At 40.9% G+C, this 20,303-nt stretch carries 21 protein-coding genes; 10 read left to right on the top strand and 11 right to left on the bottom strand.

Features of this window, described 5'->3' with window-relative positions; genetic code table 11:
- Positions 1-25: 25 nt before the first annotated feature.
- The 8 genes from GWI68_RS01125 to GWI68_RS01090 all read left to right on the top strand — a co-directional run bounded on the left by GWI68_RS01125 (position 26) and on the right by GWI68_RS01090 (position 8,651).
- Positions 26-1,672, top strand: a complete 1,647-nt coding sequence (locus GWI68_RS01125) for a signal transduction protein (RefSeq protein ID WP_166539148.1) — start codon at positions 26-28, stop codon at positions 1,670-1,672.
- 10 nt (positions 1,673-1,682) lie between these two features.
- Positions 1,683-2,612, top strand: coding sequence for a dihydrodipicolinate synthase family protein (locus GWI68_RS01120; RefSeq protein ID WP_109409000.1), 930 nt, complete (start codon positions 1,683-1,685; stop codon positions 2,610-2,612).
- Between the two features lie 22 nt (positions 2,613-2,634).
- Positions 2,635-3,687 carry an exo-alpha-sialidase gene (locus GWI68_RS01115; protein WP_109408999.1) on the top strand — a complete coding sequence of 351 codons (1,053 nt, stop codon included), beginning with the start codon at positions 2,635-2,637 and terminating at the stop codon, positions 3,685-3,687.
- A gap of 20 nt (positions 3,688-3,707) precedes the next feature.
- A complete protein-coding gene (locus GWI68_RS01110) occupies positions 3,708-4,682 on the top strand; it encodes a tripartite tricarboxylate transporter substrate binding protein (protein WP_227336161.1) in 975 nt (324 codons plus the stop codon).
- Between the two features lie 55 nt (positions 4,683-4,737).
- Positions 4,738-5,199, top strand: a complete 462-nt coding sequence (locus GWI68_RS01105) for a tripartite tricarboxylate transporter TctB family protein (protein WP_151436395.1) — start codon at positions 4,738-4,740, stop codon at positions 5,197-5,199.
- Positions 5,200-5,219: 20 nt separating this feature from the next.
- Positions 5,220-6,740 (top strand): tripartite tricarboxylate transporter permease, encoded by a 1,521-nt coding sequence (locus GWI68_RS01100; protein WP_166539146.1) that lies wholly within the window; start codon positions 5,220-5,222, stop codon positions 6,738-6,740.
- A 59-nt stretch (positions 6,741-6,799) separates the two neighbouring features.
- The gene (locus tag GWI68_RS01095; protein WP_166539145.1) at positions 6,800-7,804 is read left to right on the top strand and encodes a LacI family DNA-binding transcriptional regulator; all 1,005 of its coding nucleotides are present in this window, start codon (positions 6,800-6,802) and stop codon (positions 7,802-7,804) included.
- A 256-nt stretch (positions 7,805-8,060) separates the two neighbouring features.
- Positions 8,061-8,651: a DUF4291 domain-containing protein gene (locus tag GWI68_RS01090; RefSeq protein WP_109408995.1), complete on the top strand. Its 591-nt coding sequence runs from the start codon at positions 8,061-8,063 to the stop codon at positions 8,649-8,651.
- Positions 8,652-8,698: 47 nt separating this feature from the next.
- Here the strand turns inward: GWI68_RS01090 and metF are convergent, their stop codons facing one another.
- Positions 8,699-9,598, bottom strand: a complete 900-nt coding sequence (gene metF, locus GWI68_RS01085; protein ID WP_109408994.1) for a methylenetetrahydrofolate reductase — start codon at positions 9,596-9,598, stop codon at positions 8,699-8,701.
- 277 nt (positions 9,599-9,875) lie between these two features.
- Here metF and GWI68_RS01080 point away from each other — a divergent pair, with 277 nt between their 5' ends.
- Positions 9,876-10,229, top strand: a complete 354-nt coding sequence (locus GWI68_RS01080) for a DUF488 family protein (RefSeq protein WP_109408993.1) — start codon at positions 9,876-9,878, stop codon at positions 10,227-10,229.
- Positions 10,230-10,354: 125 nt separating this feature from the next.
- On the opposite strand, the gene glpD is transcribed toward GWI68_RS01080, so the two are convergent.
- The 6 genes from glpD to gntX all read right to left on the bottom strand — a co-directional run bounded on the left by glpD (position 10,355) and on the right by gntX (position 15,629).
- Entirely contained in the window at positions 10,355-11,848 is a 1,494-nt protein-coding gene (gene glpD / locus GWI68_RS01075) for a glycerol-3-phosphate dehydrogenase (RefSeq protein ID WP_166539144.1), read from the bottom strand.
- 287 nt (positions 11,849-12,135) lie between these two features.
- Positions 12,136-12,894, bottom strand: coding sequence for a DeoR/GlpR family transcriptional regulator (locus GWI68_RS01070; RefSeq protein ID WP_006534541.1), 759 nt, complete (start codon positions 12,892-12,894; stop codon positions 12,136-12,138).
- Positions 12,895-12,932: 38 nt separating this feature from the next.
- Positions 12,933-13,772, bottom strand: coding sequence for a rhomboid family intramembrane serine protease GlpG (gene glpG, locus GWI68_RS01065; protein ID WP_109408991.1), 840 nt, complete (start codon positions 13,770-13,772; stop codon positions 12,933-12,935).
- 19 nt (positions 13,773-13,791) lie between these two features.
- Positions 13,792-14,118 carry a thiosulfate sulfurtransferase GlpE gene (gene glpE, locus GWI68_RS01060; RefSeq protein WP_166539143.1) on the bottom strand — a complete coding sequence of 109 codons (327 nt, stop codon included), beginning with the start codon at positions 14,116-14,118 and terminating at the stop codon, positions 13,792-13,794.
- A gap of 179 nt (positions 14,119-14,297) precedes the next feature.
- Complete coding sequence (nfuA, locus tag GWI68_RS01055) at positions 14,298-14,876, bottom strand: Fe-S biogenesis protein NfuA (protein ID WP_166539142.1); 579 nt, start codon at positions 14,874-14,876, stop codon at positions 14,298-14,300.
- Positions 14,877-14,936: 60 nt separating this feature from the next.
- Complete coding sequence (gntX, locus tag GWI68_RS01050; RefSeq protein ID WP_166539141.1) at positions 14,937-15,629, bottom strand: DNA utilization protein GntX; 693 nt, start codon at positions 15,627-15,629, stop codon at positions 14,937-14,939.
- Between the two features lie 36 nt (positions 15,630-15,665).
- On the opposite strand from gntX, the gene bioH reads away from it, so the two are divergent.
- Positions 15,666-16,439 (top strand): pimeloyl-ACP methyl ester esterase BioH, encoded by a 774-nt coding sequence (gene bioH, locus GWI68_RS01045; RefSeq protein WP_166539140.1) that lies wholly within the window; start codon positions 15,666-15,668, stop codon positions 16,437-16,439.
- A 43-nt stretch (positions 16,440-16,482) separates the two neighbouring features.
- On the opposite strand, the gene GWI68_RS01040 is transcribed toward bioH, so the two are convergent.
- The 4 genes from GWI68_RS01040 to feoA all read right to left on the bottom strand — a co-directional run bounded on the left by GWI68_RS01040 (position 16,483) and on the right by feoA (position 19,997).
- On the bottom strand, positions 16,483-16,953 hold the full coding sequence (locus tag GWI68_RS01040) for an OsmC family protein (protein ID WP_166539139.1): 471 nt from the start codon (positions 16,951-16,953) through the stop codon (positions 16,483-16,485).
- Between the two features lie 181 nt (positions 16,954-17,134).
- On the bottom strand, positions 17,135-17,365 hold the full coding sequence (locus tag GWI68_RS01035; protein ID WP_072068859.1) for a FeoC-like transcriptional regulator: 231 nt from the start codon (positions 17,363-17,365) through the stop codon (positions 17,135-17,137).
- A 19-nt stretch (positions 17,366-17,384) separates the two neighbouring features.
- A complete protein-coding gene (gene feoB / locus GWI68_RS01030) occupies positions 17,385-19,712 on the bottom strand; it encodes a Fe(2+) transporter permease subunit FeoB (RefSeq protein ID WP_166539138.1) in 2,328 nt (775 codons plus the stop codon).
- 48 nt (positions 19,713-19,760) lie between these two features.
- The gene (feoA, locus tag GWI68_RS01025; RefSeq protein ID WP_036914344.1) at positions 19,761-19,997 is read right to left on the bottom strand and encodes a ferrous iron transporter A; all 237 of its coding nucleotides are present in this window, start codon (positions 19,995-19,997) and stop codon (positions 19,761-19,763) included.
- Positions 19,998-20,303 lie beyond the last annotated feature (306 nt).

The raw sequence follows: 20,303 nt of genomic DNA, 5'->3' as shown, positions 1-20,303 counted from the left end.
GAGTTTACCTTACCAGGGATATCTTATGTTGAACTTAAATCTACCAAAATTACCGACAACCATCACAGCAGGTCAGAAAGAGATCCTGATGGTCACTAACGCAGACTTACGCGAGCCTGCAAACGTAACGTGCTGGCCTGTACAGAAAAAATTTGAAGATAAACTGGCCGCAGCATTAGAAGCGCAAGGTTACAAAATGAAGCGTGCTCATGAAATTAGTGAAGCTCGCGGTCATGGTTTTATCAGTAGTCAGCGTGAAGGTTGCGACATGTTTGCCGCTATCGATCCTGATGCGCCAGTTATTGTGTTATTAACTGCATGGCAATATTCACACCATATTGCCTCTTCATTAGCACACCATCGTGGTCCTATTTTACTGCTGGCTAACTTTGATGGTACATGGCCGGGTCTGGTAGGAATGTTGTGTTTAGCGGGCACGATGACCAGTTTAGGTAAAAATTATTCACGTTTATGGTCAGAAGAGTTTGAGGATGAATTCTTTGTAGATGGCTTAGCGACTTGGTTGAAATATGGTTATGTAAATCATAAGCTTAGCTATCTTACGGATATTGCGCCAACACACAGGGTAATGGCGACGGAAGCTGGCGAAGTGGGTCGTAAAGTCGGCGAATACATAATTAAAAATAAAGAAATAATAGGTTTGTTCGATACATTCTGTATGGGAATGATTAACGGGGTCTTCCCACAACAGGCCATGATCAATATTGGTATGCCAATTGAATCCCTTTCTCAATCTGCGTTACTGGTCGAAATGGCGAAAGTACCGACAGAATTAAGAGAGGCATGTTTACAGTGGTACGAAGATAACGGGATGACGTTTATGTTTGGTCAAGATGACAAAACTGAACTCACTCGTGAACAGGTGATGGAGCAGTGCGCCATGATGATCGCAATGGCGCGTTTCGTAAAACGTTTTGGTTTAACTGCGGTGGGTGTGCAATATCAGCAGGGCTTAAAAGATTGTTGCCCAGCGTCTGACTTTGCCGAAGGTGCTATCGGTTCAACAGCACGTTTCCCACTACCAGATGAAAACGGCGAGATTATCTGCCCTAATACGCCAATTCCTTGTATCAACGAAGTGGATATGGGTACGGCTATTCCTCAAACGATGTTATGGCGTTTATTAACATCATTAGGATTACCAGCAGAAACCACATTGCATGATATTCGTTGGGGTAGTGAGTACGAAGGAACATTCTACTGGGATATGGAGATTTCAGGATCAGTTCCTTTTGAACACCTCAAAGGTGGCTTAAAAGGTGCAACAGGTTATCGTCAGCCTGCGATGTTCTTCCCTAAAGGGGGTTCAACTATCGCAGGTCAAGGTAAAGCAGGGCGCTTGTTATGGGGTCGTGCACACTATGAAGGCACTGATGTGATTATGCATATCGGTACGGGTGTGGCGGTAGAATTACCTGAAGCAGAATTTGAACGTCGCCGTAGAGCAACCAACTACGAATGGCCATTATTAAACTGTACGTTAGATGGCGTAACGCGTGATGACCTTATGGCGGGACATCAAAGTAATCACATTACTGTGGCTTACATTGATGAAGATAAATTGGCGTTTGTGCTTAAAGCCTTTGTTGCTCAAGCATTGACTCAAGGTATTCAAGTAAAAGTGGCAGGTGATGCCATTAACCTACTGTAAGGAATTGATGATGAGTCAGCAAAAATACGTCGGTGTTTGGCCTGTTATGCTAACCCCCTTTGATGCCAAAGGGGAAATTGATTGGGCGTCGTTAGAGCGCCTTGTAGACTGGTATATCGATTCTGGTGTACATGGACTCTTTGCCGCCTGCCAATCAAGCGAAATGTTTTATTTAAGTGATGAGGAAACTCAAGCGCTTACCCGCTTTATCGTTGAAAAAGCAGATGGAAGAGTACCTGTAGTAGCTTCTGGTCATACTGCAACCGCATTAAGTCAGCAAAAAGAACAATTGCAGGCAATGGCGGGTACCGGTGTCGATGGCGTCATTATGATCAGTAATCGCTTAGCGCTTATTGGTGAGTCAGATGATAAAGCGCTGGAAACATTACAGGTCTTAACCAATGTGGTGCCAAAAGAGATTGATTTGGGTATTTATGAATGTCCTCATCCTTACAAACGCCTGTTATCTGAAGAGATTGTAGAGTGGTGTGCGCAAAGTAATCGCTTTACCTTTATCAAAGATACGTGTTGTTCTCTACCAATGATAGAGCGTCGTTTGGCATTATCAAAAGGAACTCGCTTGCACTTAGCCAATGCGAACAGTCAAACGTTATTAGCATCATTCCAAGCGGGATGTCAGGCATATAGCGGTGTTATGGCCAACTTCCATCCAGAGCTTTATGTTTGGCTTTATGAAAATTGGAAGGATAAACCTGAGCAGGCTGCCGTATTAGCTGATTATTTATCAACAGCAGCGATGACCGAAACACTGGATTATCCAGCATGCGCTAAATATCATCAGCGCCTGATTGGTAACTTCAGCACTCTGGTCTGCCGTTCCCGTAATAGCAGTCAGTTTGAAAACTCATTTTTCCCTTCTGCCGTCAATAGCATGACTGCATTAGGTGAAAACATGAAAAAATGGCTTTCGTTAGATTAATTTAGGACACAGGAGTAGGAATATGCCTTTCGTGATGAAGGAAACTCAGTTTGTGCTTGATAACGCACATTCACTTTTTAATCACTGCCATGCTTCAACGATTGTGCGTGTGCCTAACTCTGAGCGTTTGTTAACCGCTTTTTTCGCTGGTGATAAAGAAGGTAGCGGTAATACCGCTATCTGGCTGGCGATAAAAGAGGGCGATCATTGGCAGCACGCTCAACCTGTTGTTAAAAATCCGGGTGTTGCGCACTGGAATCCAGTTTTACATGTTGACCCATCAACAGGTAATATCTGGCTGTTTTATAAAACGGGTCCCGATGTACATAGTTGGACGACCCAATACGTTATCTCGAAGGATGGCGGAAATAGCTGGAATTTACCGAGTGAATTGGTTTCTGGTGATGTAGCACCTAGAGGTCCTGTGAAGAACAAAGTATTAGTGATGTCGAATGGCGAGTGGTTGGCACCAGGATCGGTTGAGGATGACCAGTTCTGGGATGCGTTTGTCGATATATCAAGTGACAATGGTCAACACTGGTTGCGAGTGGATATTCCGATTGAACACCATAAAGGTGGGCAGACGGAACATGAAATCTGGCAGGGTTTAAAGGACGATGCCTTATGGGAGACTGATCTACAACGCGTTTTTCAATGGGATGGCGTGATACAGCCAACACTATGGGAATCCCAGCCTGGGCATGTGCATGCCATGATGCGGAGTACGCGCGGTACTATTTATCGTAGCGATTCAACGGATTATGGGCGCAGTTGGTGTCCGGCTTATGCAACAATATTACCAAATAATAATAGCGGCATTGATGTCGTCTCCTTCGCAGATGGTCAACTGGCATTGGTGTATAACCCGAATTCAGGTAACTGGAGCCGTCGTTATCCCATCTCTGTCAGTCTTTCATCCGATAATGGCAGTACTTGGTCTGAACCATTCGATTTACTCGATGGGGAAGGCGAATTTTCATATCCGGCTATTATTGCTGAAAACAATACCCTACACGTGACCTTTACTTGGAATCGAAAAAACATTGTTTATCAGCAGTTAATGGCTACTCAATAAAAATGTGGAGAAAGGGTTTTATGAAAAAGAGTCTACTCGCAGCGTTGGCGATTACGATGACACTGGGCATGGGGAATGCAGTTGCCCAACAGTTAACGTATCCTACAAAAAATATTGATGTTGTCATCCCGAAAAATCCGGGCGGAGGTACTGATACTTCTGCACGTACTATTGCAGAATTTGCTAAAGATATCATGCCTGCTGGTCGTATTTTTGTTCCTATCAACAAACCAACAGGTAATGGTTTAACAGGTCTGATTGAAGTCGCTAATGCGCGTCCAGATGGCACAAAATTAGTCATGACAACAGTTGAATTGGCAATGTTCCCTCACCAAGGGAAATCGCCAGTGACTTATAAAGACTTTACTCCGATTGCCACGACTATTGCAGATCCTGTTGTATTAGTCGTCAATGCTAATTCACCTTATAAAACACTACAAGATTTTGTGGATGGTGCAAAAGCGAACCCAGGAAAATTGAAAATTGGTAACTCCGGTATGGGCGCTATTTTCCATCTTGCAGGTGTGAATATTGAACGTACTACAGGAACTAAATTTAACCATATTCCTTATAACGAAGGTACAGGTCCCTCAATTGCAGCTTTATTAGGTGATCATATTGATGGCGTATTAACTACACCCGGCGCAGTAAAATCACACGTTGATGGTGGCTTATTACGTGTTCTGGGTGTGATGGACGAACGTCGTTTCCCTCTTATTCCAGAAGTACCAACATTCAAAGAAGCACTGAAGTTAGATACCAATGTGAAAATGCGTGCTTGGGCTGTATTAGCAACAACAGCGGGTGTACCTGATAACGTGAAAAATGAGTTAGTTGGTGCATTTTCTGAAGTAGTGCAAAAACCAGCTTACCAAGAAGCGTTGAAAAAACAAGGTATTATGCCTGTGTTTATCACAGGTGATGATGCTTACCAAATGATGAAAGAAGACCACGAAATGTACGCTGAGCTCATCGCGGCGACACTGAAGAAATAATAGTGATACCACCCTGTCCGTTTAGGCGGATAGGGTTGGTCAGGGAGATCCCGACATGACAAAAAGTAATACCATCATCGGTGCGATTTCAGTAGTTTTTGGGCTACTTATTATCTACCTCTCCCGTGATATGAGCATATTTGACGAGTATGGTGTACCTGGGGAGCGTTTTTGGCCCTATGGTTTAGCTATCTTGTTTATTTTACTGGGGATTTTTCAGTGGATCAGTGTAATTATAGATAAAGCAAAACACGTCCACCGCTCTGTTGATTTAAGTTCGACGGCTGTTAAACGGGCTTATGGTTTAGGATTTTTATTAATATTCTACGCAGTAGGCTTATATTTCTTAGGATTCATTATTTCATCATTGCTCCTTATCCCAATCATTATGTGGTTGATGAATGAACGCAAAAAGATCTCACTTATCGTGGTTCCTATTGCGATTGTGGTGATGTCGTATCTTTTCTTTGAACTCCTGTTCAATTCACCTCTACCAATCCCTGTTTTTCTTGAGTAACGCAGGAAAGGAGCTTTGATATGGAAATATTAGATGCATTTATGATTGTTTTCAGTTTGGAAACATTCACAGTACTACTGTTAGGGGTATTCGCAGGTATTGTTATCGGTGCATTACCTGGCTTAACAGTCAATATGGGAATTGCATTGCTACTCCCATTAACATACTCCTTCCAAGGAATGACAGGGATATTATTGTTATTAGGAATGTATTGTGGTGCCGTTTATGGTGGCTCCATTACTGCGATACTGATTAGTACGCCGGGTACTCCCGCTTCTGCTGCAACGGTGTTGGATGGTTATCCAATGGCGAAAAGAGGTGAAGCAGGGCGAGCACTGGGTTTATCCACCATGGGTTCTATGTTTGGGGGGATATTTAGTACGATTGCTCTGATTGTGATTGCACCTCAGTTGGCTAAAGTTGCAATAGGTTTCTCTGCCGCTGAGTATTTTGCACTCGCTGTATTTGGCATAAGTATTATTACCAGTGTATCATCGCAATCGATTATCAAAGGATTAATGGGCGGTGCAATTGGGTTAGCTATCGCAACAGTTGGTCTTGATCCGATGACATCGGGTATGCGATTTACTTTTGATACTGTGTACTTAATGGGCGGGATCTCCTTTATTCCGATCCTCGTTGGTTTGTTTGCTTTCTCTCAAGGTTTAATTAGCTTTGAAGAAGATTACCGTGAACGCCGTCAAAAGAACCCAGAAGGAAAAGTGAGTGCGCGTATTCACCGTGTATTACCAACATGGTTAGATTTTAAACGCGTATTACCGACGTACTTACGTTCATCAGCGATTGGTACTGGTGTGGGCGTTATTCCTGGTGTGGGTGGCGATATCTCTTCATTTATTTCTTATAATGAAGCGAAGCGTTGGTCAAAACACCCTGAAGAGTTCGGCCATGGTTCACCAGAAGGCGTTTCTGCGCCAGAAGCGGGTGCTAACGCAGTAACGGGTGGGTGTATGGTGCCATTAATGACCTTAGGTATTCCGGGTGATGGTGCGACTGCCATTATTATGGGTGCGTTTATGGTGCAAGGGTTGGCATTAGGACCTCAGCTCTTTACGGATAACCCCGTTGAAGTCAACAGCATTTTTATTGGCTTAATGGTTGCGAATATTTTAATGGGCATTTTAGGTTTCTTATGTATGAAACTTTTTGTCCGAGTGATGGATGTACCTCGTCGCGTATTAGTTCCTATCATCTTTGTATTGTGTAGCATTGGGGCTTATTCTGTTAACCACGATATTCGCGATGTGTTTATCATGATGGGAACGGGGCTTCTTGCTTATATATTGATTAAGCTAGATTTCTCCATGTCACCAATAGTCATTGGTATCATTTTAGGGCCAATGGCGGAATCTAACTTACGTCGAGCATTAACAATGTCTCAAGGTGATTTATCGATTCTGTATACACGCCCGATTACAGCGACATTCTTAGGTATTGCGATATTGACGTTGATCCTACCGATTATTGGACCTTCGTTAAAAGCAATGTGGAAGAAATGCCGAGCTAAACCTGCTCAGTAAAGGTTAACTGGCCCTCATCATTACGATGAGGGCAATATCAATGATGGAATATTAATGTAATGGCAAAAACAGTTGAACAGATTGCAAATGACCTGAATTTGTCTATTACCACAGTCAGATTGGTATTAAATGGCAAAGGTGATCAATACCGGATCAGTGCAAAAACACAAAAGAAGATAGCAGACTATGTTGAGGTATTTGGCTATACCGTCAATCATGCGGCTAGAAGTTTAAAGCTGAATAAAACAGATACCTACGGATTGGTTATTCCTCGTCTTTCTAACCCGTTTTTTGCCGCGTTGGCTGAAAAATTAGAGATGCATTGTCACCAAATTGGTTGCCAGCTAACAATTAGCTGTACCTATGGTGATATCAAAAATGAAAATAAACTCGTCAAATCAATGGATGAACGTAATGTTGATGGTATTTTCATTGTTTCATCTAGTCGCAAAAATCAGTTACACCATGTGAAACATCGTCAAAAACCCCTCGTTTTCTTAGATAGAGATTTTTCTGTGAGTGACGCTATTTGTGTCGCCTCAGATAACTGTGACAGTGGAGCCCAACTGACCAGAGCAATGATAAAGCTAGATGCGCCAATCCATTTTTTTGCGGGAGATGCATTACTGCCCACGATTGCAGCGCGTTTGCGCGGTTATGTGCAAGCGATAAAAGGGCATTATGGCGATGATAGTCGTGTCACGGTCTCTTATGCAGAACATAATACGACCAAAGATGGCGAACAAATGATGAAACAGTATTTAGAGCAACATCAGCAAATACCGACTCATTTTATTGCCTCATCACTGCCTATTCTTGAAGGTCTATTGAGTGTTATTCGTCAGCGTGAAGGCGTTATTCCTGCTCACCTTCATATTGGTACCTTCGATGATCATGTGATGTTGAGCTTTTTACCTAATAACGTGTGGTCAATGAAGCAAGATGAGGCTTTATTGGTCGAAAAAGCCTTTGAAATCATGTCTGCAAAGATAGCAGGCACCACAGTTAAATCCCCTGCATTAATAAAAACACAGCTTATCGAGCGCCTAATTTCTAACCAGTAAGTCAATTAAATCGCTTATTCGCCTCACTTTGTGAGTAGATTAGCAAGATTTATTGACTCATCACTGTATAAATAAAATACAATAGGAACATTAGTCTGTTCGTTTTATTGTTATTCTTTTTTTTACTTTTATAAATGCGCGCTACTCTATTGATAGAGCTTTAACAAAAATAAGGGCTCTTGATTATCTGCGATCAGAGGCTCATAATTTAAGCGGATAGTTCCATTTTATTAATATAAAAGGATATTAAAGAAAGATGAACGATGATGTTGACCGATGTCCTGAGTGTGAAGTAAGGGCATATTATACGAATGATTTTGTTCGTGTTTATCAAGCCTATTCTAATACTATTGCTCAGAGCGCAGTCGCAAACGGAACATTTGTTTCGCCCCCTTTTAGTATGACCCGTATGACTTGGGTAAAACCTTCCTTTCTTTGGATGATGTACCGTTCTGGTTGGGGACGTAAAGACGCTAATCAAGCTTCTATTCTTGCGGTTGATATTACACATGAAGGCTTTCAAGAGATGCTGACTCAAGGTGTTGTGAGTCATTTTGATCCAGATCGCTATACTAGTGCTGAAGCTTGGAAAGAAGCATCAGAAACCAGCAATATCCGCATTCAGTGGGATCCTGAACGTGATATTTATTTGAATCGGCTCAGTTATCGCACCATCCAAATTGGTTTGCGAAATCAAGCAGTTGAAAAATATTGCAAAGAGTGGATTGTGAATATTACGGATATTACCGATAAGGTACATAAAATAGATGCTTGTATTGCTAATGGTGATCTTGATACCGCATACAGCCTATTGCCAGTTGAAAAACCGTATCACTTTGGTGAATAATTCATCAGAATGTCACCCCGCTTTATTGGCGGGGTAATTGTGTCAATTCATGCTCTAACAAGTTCAGGACGAACACCCAGTGTGTGGCAAATAGCATAGGTTAATTCTGAACGATTAAGCGTATAAAAGTGAAAATCTTTTACTCCTTCACGACTTAAAATTTTCACCATATCAATTGCAATTGAAGCACCTACCAGACTACGGGTTTCAGGATCATTCTCTAATCCATCAAACATTTTATTCATCCATCCTGGAATTTTTACATTGGTTAAACCCGCAAAGCGTTTTAGCTGTTTAAAATTAGTCACGGGTAGAATACCCGGTACAATTTCCACATCAATTCCTGTTGAAACACAGCGATCGCGAAAACGTAAATAACTTTCCACATCAAAGAAAAATTGAGTGATGGCGCGATTTGCTCCCGCATCTACTTTTCTTTTTAAGTTAATTAAATCCGCTTGTGCACTTTTCGCTTCAGGATGCACTTCTGGATAAGCTGCAACAGAAATATCGAAATCACCCACACCTTTGAGTAAGTGAACTAAATCGGTGGCGTACATCTCTGGTTTTTGTGTGTTATCGGGCAAGTCTCCGCGTAATGCGACAATATGACGAATGCCACTTTGCCAATAATCCTGTGCGATATGTTGTAGCTCTTCGCGGCTTGCATCAACACAAGTTAAGTGTGGTGCTGCTTCTAATCCTGTGCGTTCTTTTATTCCTTTAATAATAGAGTGTGTTCTATCACGCTCTCCTGAGTTTGCACCATAAGTCACAGAAACAAAGCTCGGTTTTAAGGTATTTAAACGCGCAAGAGATTGCCAAAGGATATTTTCCATCTCTTCGGTACGAGGAGGAAAAAATTCAAATGAAACTTGGATCTGGCCATCTAATTCAGCAAGATTTTGGTTAAGTGCTTCATGTTGGCTTGCGTGATAAAAGCTCATACCTGTACCTCATCAATCTTTCACTGTTTTGTTATTTTTATTTAAGTATCACTACTCATTTACCCATCTAACCATTTAGACGTCTAGATGTAGATTCTCTTAATTAGGTTATTTAGTCAACAACTATTCACCCTGTTTTTGATGAGGATAATTCAATCAAAAGGAGAGGAAATTTCATGTTGAAAAAGGCTCTATGATGAAAATGAGCGTATTGAGAGATCAATCTTCTCATTTTTCTTCTACAATAAAGCTAACTAACGTATTGATGAGAAGCGAAATGATCACTTGTAAACGTGTTTATGATGATAAAGACGGTGAGCATGAAGGTTATCGTGTGTTAGTCGATAGGCTCTGGCCAAGGGGCGTGAAAAAGACAGATTTTCATTATGATGAATGGAATAAAGGTGTCGCGCCTTCGACTGAATTACGAAAATGGTTTCATGGCGGAGGGGGAGATTTTACTGAATTCACGCAACGTTATACGCAAGAATTAATGGCTGTACCTGAACATTGGCAATCGCTTGTCGCAATAGCTAAAGAGCAACCGTTGGTATTACTTTATTCAGGTAAAGATAAGCAACAAAATAATGCGACAGTATTAAAAGCCTTTTTAGAAAAACAGCTTAAATAGGCATCAACAGGTTATATATTGATTTTCTTACTGTGGAAAAAGAAAAAAAAAGTGGCGCGGTATTCGGCGCCACAAAAATTGCTAATAAAAACATCGAACAGAGTCAGAGAATATTTTTACTACTCTTATACAGTGTGTGTATTTGCCAATAGCCATTGACTAATACATTGTTTTTGCTCGTCATTTAGCCACATGCCGAGTTTAGTACGACGCCAAATAGCATCATCAACTTCGATAACCCACTCATGTTTCACTAAATAACGTAATTCTGCTTCATACAGATTATGACCGAAGTTTTCGCCCATGCCGGCCAAATCAGTAATGCCTTCAAGCAATAACTCGGTGTTGCTACCATAAGTGCGGGCAAAGCGCAGTGCCAGTGCTTCTGGTAACCAAGGATGACGTTGACGAATTAAACGTGAATAACCATCACGATCACAACCTTCTAAATTACCGCCTGGTAATTGACCATTTTTAGTCCACGGTTTACCCATGTTAGGGAAGTAAGCAACAAGTTTATCAACAGCATGCTCACCTAATTTACGATAAGTCGTTAATTTACCACCAAATACAGATAACAGTGGTGTTTGGCCATTATCATCATGCACATCTAAGGTGTAGTCACGGGTAATCGCTTGTGGTGAATCTGATTCGTCGTCACATAATGGACGCACGCCAGAGTAATCCCACACCACATCTTCTTTAGTTAACTGCTTTTTAAAGTGATCGTTATAGACTTTCAGTAAATACTGAATTTCGTTGTCATCAATAGCGACATCTTTAGGATCGCCTTTATATTCAACATCCGTAGTACCGATGATAGAGAACTCATCCATCCAAGGAATAACGAAAACAATACGGTTATCTTCGTTTTGTAAAATATAAGCTTGTGGTTCGTTATGAGCACGAGGAATAACGATATGGCTACCTTTAATTAAACGGATACCATAAGGTGATTTCAGTTTTAAGCCTTCATCAAATAAGGTTTTAACCCAAGGGCCTGCTGCGTTTACTAAGGCTTTCGCTTGGTAGAGAGATGTTTCACCTGTACGTAAATCTTGTGCTTCTACCATCCATACATTATTTTCACGCCAAGCGCGGGTTACTTTTGTGCGTGTGCGCACTTCACCACCACGACGGACGATTTCTTGTGCGTTGAGTACCACTAAACGTGCATCATCAACCCAGCAGTCTGAATATTCAAAACCGCGTGTTAATTCTGGTTTTAAAACAGAGTTTGCACCAAATTTAATGCCTTTACTGCTTGGTAGGCTTACTCGTTTTCCTAAATGATCATAAAGGAACAGACCAATACGGATCATCCAAGCTGGGCGTAAGTGTGGTTGGTGTGGCAGGCGAAAGCGCATTGGAAATGCGATATGTGGTGCTAAGCGTAATAACACTTCACGCTCTGCCAGAGCTTCGCTAACTAAGCGGAATTCGTAGTGTTCTAAATAACGTAAACCACCATGAATAAGTTTAGAGCTCGCGGAAGATGTCGCACTTGCTAAGTCTTGAGCTTCCAGCATAAGTACTGAAAGGCCTCGGCCAGCTGCATCCGCCGCAATTCCAGCGCCGTTTATTCCGCCGCCGATGACAATCAAGTCTTGAGTTTTCATAACATCCTCCTACGAATGCGCGAAACAATTCTTTAATGTTCGTTTTCGCTCATAATTGTAATGAAGTTTGATGAAAATGCCAACTATATAACTGATAAAAAACATAACCGCGTGATATGGATAACAATTTATTATCATATCCACATGGTTTGTGGGCTTATTGAAAATAAGCAACATTGTTAATGTATTAATAAAAAAGAGAATAAATAGAAGGAGTTAATTGAATTTGATGGTGAATTGATAAAAAAAAGTACCTAAATAGGTACTTTTCGAGGGCGTTTATTCAATTAACATAATTCGAGTTGAACGTTGTGCTGTTCAACAATTTTCTGGATCCCTGCAGGTGGCTCTTGATCGGTAAATAAGTAATCGATCAGATTCATATTGCCTAAATTTACCATCGCATTACGACCAAACTTAGAATGGTCAGTCACCAACATAACACAGCGCGAGTTTTCGATAATTGCGCGTTTAGTGCGAACTTCGTGGTAATCAAATTCAAGCAATGAGCCATCCATATCAATACCACTTATCCCTAAAATGCCGTAATCAAGGCGGAATTGAGAGATAAAATCAAGTGTCGCTTCACCAACAATCCCTCCGTCTCGTGTACGCACTTCACCACCGGCAAGGATCAAACGAAAGTCTTCTTTGCCCATCAGTAACGTTGCCACATTGAGGTTGTTAGTCACGATACGGAGGTTTTTGTGGTTAATTAATGCATGTGCGACAGCTTCGGGTGTTGTACCGATATCGATAAACAGTGTTGCACCATCAGGAATTAAGCTCGCCACGCGTTGTGCGATACGTGATTTTTCATCAGACCACATGATTTTACGATCATGATAAGCCGTATTCACGGAGCTTGAAGGTAATGCCGCACCACCGTGATGGCGTTGGATTTTGTTCTTTTCCGCTAATTCATTTAAATCACGTCGGATTGTCTGTGGGCTGACTTCAAAATGCTCCACCAACTCTTCAGTGCTGACATAGCCTTGTAGGCGTACCAGTTCAATGATGGCATCATGTCGTTGCGTTTGCTTCACAGGTATCCCCTAATGTTAAAAATATCATGTTAATTTTATTATGATCTACGAGATAATTGATGTCGATTATCCCACAAAGCCATCAATAAGCCGATAAGGAAGCCTGCAAAATGTGCAGCATTTCCGATAGAGTCACCTAAAACGCCCATATAACCTGCAACAATCCACAGAATTGAAAAAACGATTAAACCTGTTGGGGCGCCAATACCTTTTTCTGGATTACGTATTCCTGTTAAACCGACATAGCCAATTAATGCGTAAACAACACCAGAAAGCCCACCAAAGTTGGAATCTGTAAACAAGGATTGTGCCCAATTACTAAAGAGCGCAGAAACGAGCATGATCACAAATAATTTACCGGTACCCAATCGCTGCTCTGTTTGACTTGCGAGATACCACCACATAGCAAGGTTGAAGGCGATATGCATCAGTGAAAAATGAATAAACGCTGGAGTAATATAGCGCCAGACTTCAAAGTTTAAGCTCTCTTCATAAGGCCATGCTAAATGGAGCATGACATCATAGTCGCCAACTACTTGTTGCCAGATAAAAACGAGGATACATAAAATAATCACCAGCACCGTTAGTGGGCCTGAACGTTGCACCATATTTTTTATCGAAAAGGCAGGGCGATATTTTATACCTGTATTTTTCGGATCACCGGTTTGCCAACTTGCGGCTTGATAGCGCGGATGAAAAGGCTCACGTAGAAACGTGTTAAGTTCTTTTTCAACCATTTCTAACTGATGTTGGTCTTCTAACCAAAGAGAGATTTGCTGATTTTCATTTTTTGCGTGAATTCGCACACCTTTAGTTGCCATGTAATTGACAAATAAATCAGCAGCTTGAGGGTTGGAAAGCGTAATAATGTGGATCATTGACAAAACTCATCCGTCGTTATTGCAGAGACGTTATCGCTTGTGGAAACTCTCTTTGCCATGCTTCAAAACCACCATTAATACTATAAACGGTTTCAAAGCCCATATTAACTAGATATTGAGCTGCCCCTTGACTGCTGTGGCCGTGATAGCACATCACCATAACAGGAACATCAAAGTCAGCATCTTGTAAAAATTGATTTAGCGTTTCATTGGTGAGATGAAATGCATTTGTTGCATGACCAAAACGATAACTCTGAGGATCTCGTACATCGACTAAAATAGCTGATTGAGATACCCAGAATTGATAAGCTTGTTCAATGCTAATAAATTGAAACTTATCCATAATTGTCTTATTTGTTATATTGTTAGTTAATTTATTTGTTCTGAGCGAGAGAACGATACATTTATCATAACGCCAAATGGGTAAAGATGACGTAACGCTTTGTAAATGATTATTTTAATACAAAAATCCCCCATGATATCAGTGCAGGTGAATATCATAGGGGACTTAATACTGAAGGATCAGTAGTAGGAGTGCTCGCCACGTTGGTGTTCAGTTAAGTCTTTCACACCTTTTAATTCATTAGGGAACAGGTTTAACAGTTCTTTTTCGATGCCATCTTTTAAGGTGACATCAATCATTGAACAACCGTTACAACCACCACCGAATTGTAAGATAGCATAGCCATCTTCAGTGATTTCCATCAGACTCACGCGACCACCATGACCTGCTAATTGAGGGTTAATTTGTGATTGCAGTACGTATTCAACACGCTCAATTAATGGTGCATCAGCATCAACTTTACGCATTTTTGCGTTAGGTGCTTTTAGGGTTAATTGTGAGCCTAGTTGGTCAGTAACAAAATCAATTTCTGCATCTTCTAAGAAAGGTGCGCTGATGTCATCAACATACGCAGAAAGTTTTTCGAACTTTATTTCAGTATCGTTTGGCTCTACAGCATCAGGTGGGCAGTATGAAACGCCACATTCAGCATTAGGTGTGCCTGGATTGATAACGAATACACGAATTTGGGTGTTGGGTTCTTGGTTAGCCAGTAGTTTGACAAAATGCGCCTGTGCGGCATCAGTAATAATAATCATATCGTCTTGCTCAATAGTTGACTGTTCTGGTTGGTTATCATACGCCCAATTGGCGGTTAACTACAAGGTTCGACAAATCGCCCATACCTCAACAGAGCGTGCTCCCGCACGAAATAACAAGGGTACGATGGAATTTAATGTCGCACCAGTAGTGATAACATCATCAATTAGTGCCAGATTTTTCCCTGATACCGACACTGTGTTATTTAATACAAATGCATGTTTTAAATTTTGTTGCCTTTGCTTGGCATTAAGATGCGTTTGCATCAGTGTAGCACGAGTTCTTATCAGGGTATTCGGTTGATAAGCACAATTTAACCACCTTGCCAAAGGCTTAGCGATAGCTTCTACTTGCTCAAAGCCTCTAGACCAACGGCGATGACGATGTGAAGGAACGCTAATTATTCTGTCAGGTTTCTGCACTAAATTTTCTCGTCGATGTGAGAACCATCGCAATAGAAAAAGTCGTGCAAGACATAAGGCTATCTGAGGGCGAGGTTGATATTTATAAAGGTGTAATAATTTATTTAATGGCGGTTGATAGTCGGTGACTGTCAACATCTGTTTCCATAGCGGTGGTGATTGTAAGCAACGCCCACACAACATCATAGAATGATGAGAAGGATATAAACAGCAAGGGCAACGATTTTGTTGTTTTGGTAGATGTCGAATACAACTCGAACAAATGCCTTTAGTATCATAAATTAAGGGTTGACGACATAGCCAACAATATCCTGCTATTGTTATCCACATAATGAACATCCTTGTAAAAGAGAAGAGAGCATAGCAATGAATAAACTGTATTGGCAGACAATTGGTGAAGGAAAAACGCATCTTGTGCTATTACACGGATGGGGATTGAATGCAGAGGTCTGGCAATCATTAATATCGCGACTAAGTTCGCATTTTACACTGCATCTTGTTGATTTACCGGGTTATGGACGTAGCCAAGGTTTTCCTGTTCTCACATTAAAAGAGATGGCTGACATTGTTTTTGCTAAAGCGCCTGCTAATGCCATTTGGTTAGGATGGTCTTTAGGTGGATTAGTCGCTAGCCGTGTTGTTTTAGATAATCCCAATAATGTGCAAGCGCTGATTACAGTGGCTTCTTCACCTTGTTTTGGTGCTCATGAGGATTGGCCGGGGATCAAACCTGAGGTTTTAAAAGGATTTGAACAACAGCTAAATGAGAATTTTCATCGCACAGTTGAGCGCTTTTTAGCACTGCAAACATTGGGCACACAAAGTGCCCGTGAAGATATGAAAGCATTAAAATCAGTGGTGTTAGAACAACCACTCCCTTCTGTTGAAGTGCTTAATGGTGGATTGGAAATTTTGCGTACTGAGGATTTGCGAGAAGAATTGAAAACGTTGAGTTGTCCTTTTATTCGTTTTTACGGTTATTTAGACGGTTTAGTTCCTCGAAAAGTGGCCGGATTATTAGATACTTTTTATCCACATTCACCGTCTGTTATTTTCCGTAATGCGGCTCATGCACCGTTTATTTCACATCCTGATGAATTTGCTCAAGCGTTAATTGAAGCTTGTGAAATAACATCATAGTTATCACCCAAAACTGCCCATATTTGAGGGCAGTTCTGAGAGTTTATAACGCTATATTTTCAATGTGGTTTTCGACACTATAAGATGTTTCACAAATCGGTGGATTTTTAATAGTGTCAAAAACAGGGCAAGTGCGTTCAATAAAAGCGATAAATGCAGCAATCTCTTCTTCGCTATTATCGGCTTGAATAAAAAAATGTGTCGTAATTTTACTAAAGCCCAATTTGGCCTCTTTATTTTTTCCCGTAAAACCATCGGTATCTAATTCACCTTTAACTTCAATGCGAATATCGTTGAGATTAATTTTATGCATACGCGCAAAGCTTTTGGCGACAATCCCCTTACAAGCCCCTAATGTACCTAATAATGCTTCAACAGGATTCATTGCACTGTCTTTTCCACCTAATGACAAAGGTTCATCAAGTAAAAATTGAAACTGGCGTGATGCACATTGCATCTGTAATCCGCCTTGTTTGCCGGTCGTAATGGTCGATGAAAATTCAGTTATTGGCATAATTTTATATTCTTATAAAGTGAAGTAATAACAGACGTCTTTACGTCTATACTAAAGGATTATGCCGTGATAGTTAGGAAAGTAAATCATTAAATAGGAAGATGAAAATGATTCATCTTAAGCATTAGATAAAAAACCCATACATAAAGTAAGGGTTTTTATAATGGCATTTATCAATTTGTTAGGTTAATTGATAAAGCTTTGTCTGGCAGGCAGTGGCTTCAGGGCAACTTTTACAGCTACCCGTAAGACACTCTTCAACATCGACTTCTTGAAGTTTACCCATCAATGTGAGCCGCTCTAACATTGCTTGCACCAACGGTTCAGGCATATTGAGTTGATGGCTGATAAGACGGGCATCGGCTCGACCATTAAGGGCGATACAATCACGTACTTCTATCAAACTGGCCATCTGAACTTTCCTTTGTCACTTAGTGACAACTACCTTTTGAACAACATTGTTTAGCCAATGAAGGCTTATTGCTTAAGTTAATTGTTAGACGACTACGAGCATTACGCAACAAGATAAATAGAATTAAGTTAAAGATCACCACGGCAGCAATGGTTATGCCACTACTTTGCGGATGCTCACTAAAGGTTGCGACTTGATAGAACAGCGCTGACAATGAGTAAGCAATATTTAATCCCCAAAGAATAGAGAAGGTCATCCAGCCACGGCTTGTTTCACGAGCAATAGCACCCATTACTGAAACACAAGGGACATACAGTAAAACAAAGATTAAATAGCTGTATGCAGCAATGCCAGAGCCAAATTTAGCCCCCATGGTACCCATAGTGCCGGTATCCATTTCACCATCGCCTTTACTTGCTTCAATTGGATTAGAAAGTGCAGCTAGGGTAAAGGTCTCTTTTAAGCTATCCCACGTTTCACCAAAGGCGTCACTAATTTCACCCCAAAGATCGAATTCTTCAGGATCAAAAGGCTCGTTCACAATGCTTTCCGCGGTATAAAGGGTATTTAATGTTCCCACAACCACTTCTTTTGCCATCGCCCCTGTTACTAAGCCTACCGTTGCTTGCCAGTTATCGTTATGAACACCAATAGGTTGTAATAATGGAGTGATCACTTTACTGACCGATGCCAAAGCAGAGTCATTGATGTTATCGGCAGGTTTACCTGAGAAGGTAAAGCTATTTAATGCACCGATAAACATACTGGCAATAATGATGACTTTACCTGCACGTACCACGAAACCTTTTAGACGTTGCCATGTTTGCATGAGTAACGTTTTTAGGTGAGGAATGTGATAAACAGGCAGTTCCATCACGAAAGGTGACGCTTCACCGCGCATAATGGTGTGTTTTAGCAGTAAGCCTGTGAGGATAGCAACCACAATACCTAAAAGATAAAGTGAGAAAACAACACTGGCACCGTTTTTACCGAAGAAGGCCGCCGCAAATACCGCAAAGATAGCTAAACGAGCACCACAAGACATAAATGGTGCCATTAATACTGTGATTAATCGTTCTCTTGGAGCATCGAGGGTGCGCGCACCCATAATGGATGGCACGTTACAACCAAAGCCGACAATCAGCGGTACGAATGATTTACCCGGCAGACCCAAAGCCTGCATCAATCTATCCATAACAAATGCGGCGCGAGCCATATAACCTGAATCTTCAAGGATGGATAAGAAGAGGTACATCATCCCGATTTGTGGCACGAGTGGAAGAACAGTATTGATACCACCACCGACACCTTGTGCAAGGAAAATGGTTAACCATTCTGGGAAGTTAAAAGTTGCACCAATCCATTGAATACCATGGATAAAGATGGCTTCAGAACCTCCCTCAAAAGCAGGTTGTAATGCACCACCGATGTTAATCGCCAAAACGAACATTAAATACATGACAAACAGGAAGATAGGTACACCTAACCAACGGTTTAATATCACTTTATCGATATTTTGAGTCAGGATGTTTGGCTTAATAGATTCCATATTAATCACAGTATGACAGATGCGCTCAATATTTTGATAACGGGCATCCGCAATGACTAATTCTGGTTCATTATTGTGCTCATCTTGAATTCGCTGACGAATTGCTTTGATATCTTCGGTGGTAACTTGAGCACGTTGATGGGTATAAATATCCCCTTCCAAACACTGTAATGCCATCCAACGGCGTTGCTGTAAATTAAACTCATCATGATTAATTTTTTCAGCGAGTGCCTCGACTTCATTAAGTAACCATAATGGGTAAGACGTTAGTAGTTCTTGTGGTTTTTTCTTTTCAGCAGGGAAAGTATCAATCGCTTCTTTGAGCTTATCCATTCCCGATGCTTTAGTTGAAACCATTGGAATAACAGGGCAACCCAGTTGTTCAGACAATGCTTTGATATCAATTTGCATATCTTGATGTTCTGCAATATCGAGCATGTTTAATGCCACAATGCAGGGAATGCCTAACTCAAGAAGTTGTAATGTCAAATAAAGGTTACGTTCAAGATTAGAGGCATCAACAACGTTAATCAGCATGTCTGCTTCATTACTTAAAATGAAATGACAGGCAATTTGCTCATCAAGTGATGTCTGTTCTGAGATTGTCGTTAAAGAGTAAGTGCCGGGTAAATCGACGAGCTCAATTTTATGATTTGTCGTTGTGAAACGACCAACTTTGCGTTCGACCGTCACACCCGCCCAGTTACCTACGCGCTGGCGAGAGCCTGTTAACTGATTAAAAAGTGTCGTTTTACCAGCATTGGGGTTGCCGATAAGGCCTATAGTGAGAGGAGTCATAATAGTGGTGCCAATAGTTGTCTTGCCTGGTTGAATGAGAAATAACGATTATTTTTCGTTATGAACCACTTCGCTAAGGTTGATAAGTGCGAGATCTTTTTTTCTCAAAATGAGGGATACTCGGTGCGTTTCTATTTGAATAGGATCACCCAGTGGTGCGATACGAATAACGTTAAACACAGCGCCAGGCAACATACCTAAAGATAACAATTTTTGCCTGTATGCAGGGCTAATCTGAGGTGAGTAGCTCAAGATTTTATAACTGTGATTTGGGATCAGTGACATAAATCGTTCTTCCACGAATATTGATACAAAAAATAATGATACTGATAATTATTAACGTATATAAAAATTCACATAATAAGAGTCAGGATAATTATAATAAATATTTTTAATGCTAATGAGAATTATAATTATCTTTATTGGGTATAATTTAGCCTACTCTACACTTATCCACACTTGATTTAAATCAACCAGAGAAAAGATATTGGGAGGAAATCAGACTGTTTTCTCTATCTGTTACTAGACAAAAACAAAATGTGAAGAGTTGAGATGTCAATGTAGCAACAAAATAACAATCAATTAATAATG

Source organism: Proteus sp. G2669 (assembly GCF_009915245.1).
GTDB lineage: Bacteria > Pseudomonadota > Gammaproteobacteria > Enterobacterales > Enterobacteriaceae > Proteus.
Note: the sequence above shows the minus strand (reverse complement) of the source record. Positions and strands in the feature narration are given on the sequence as shown.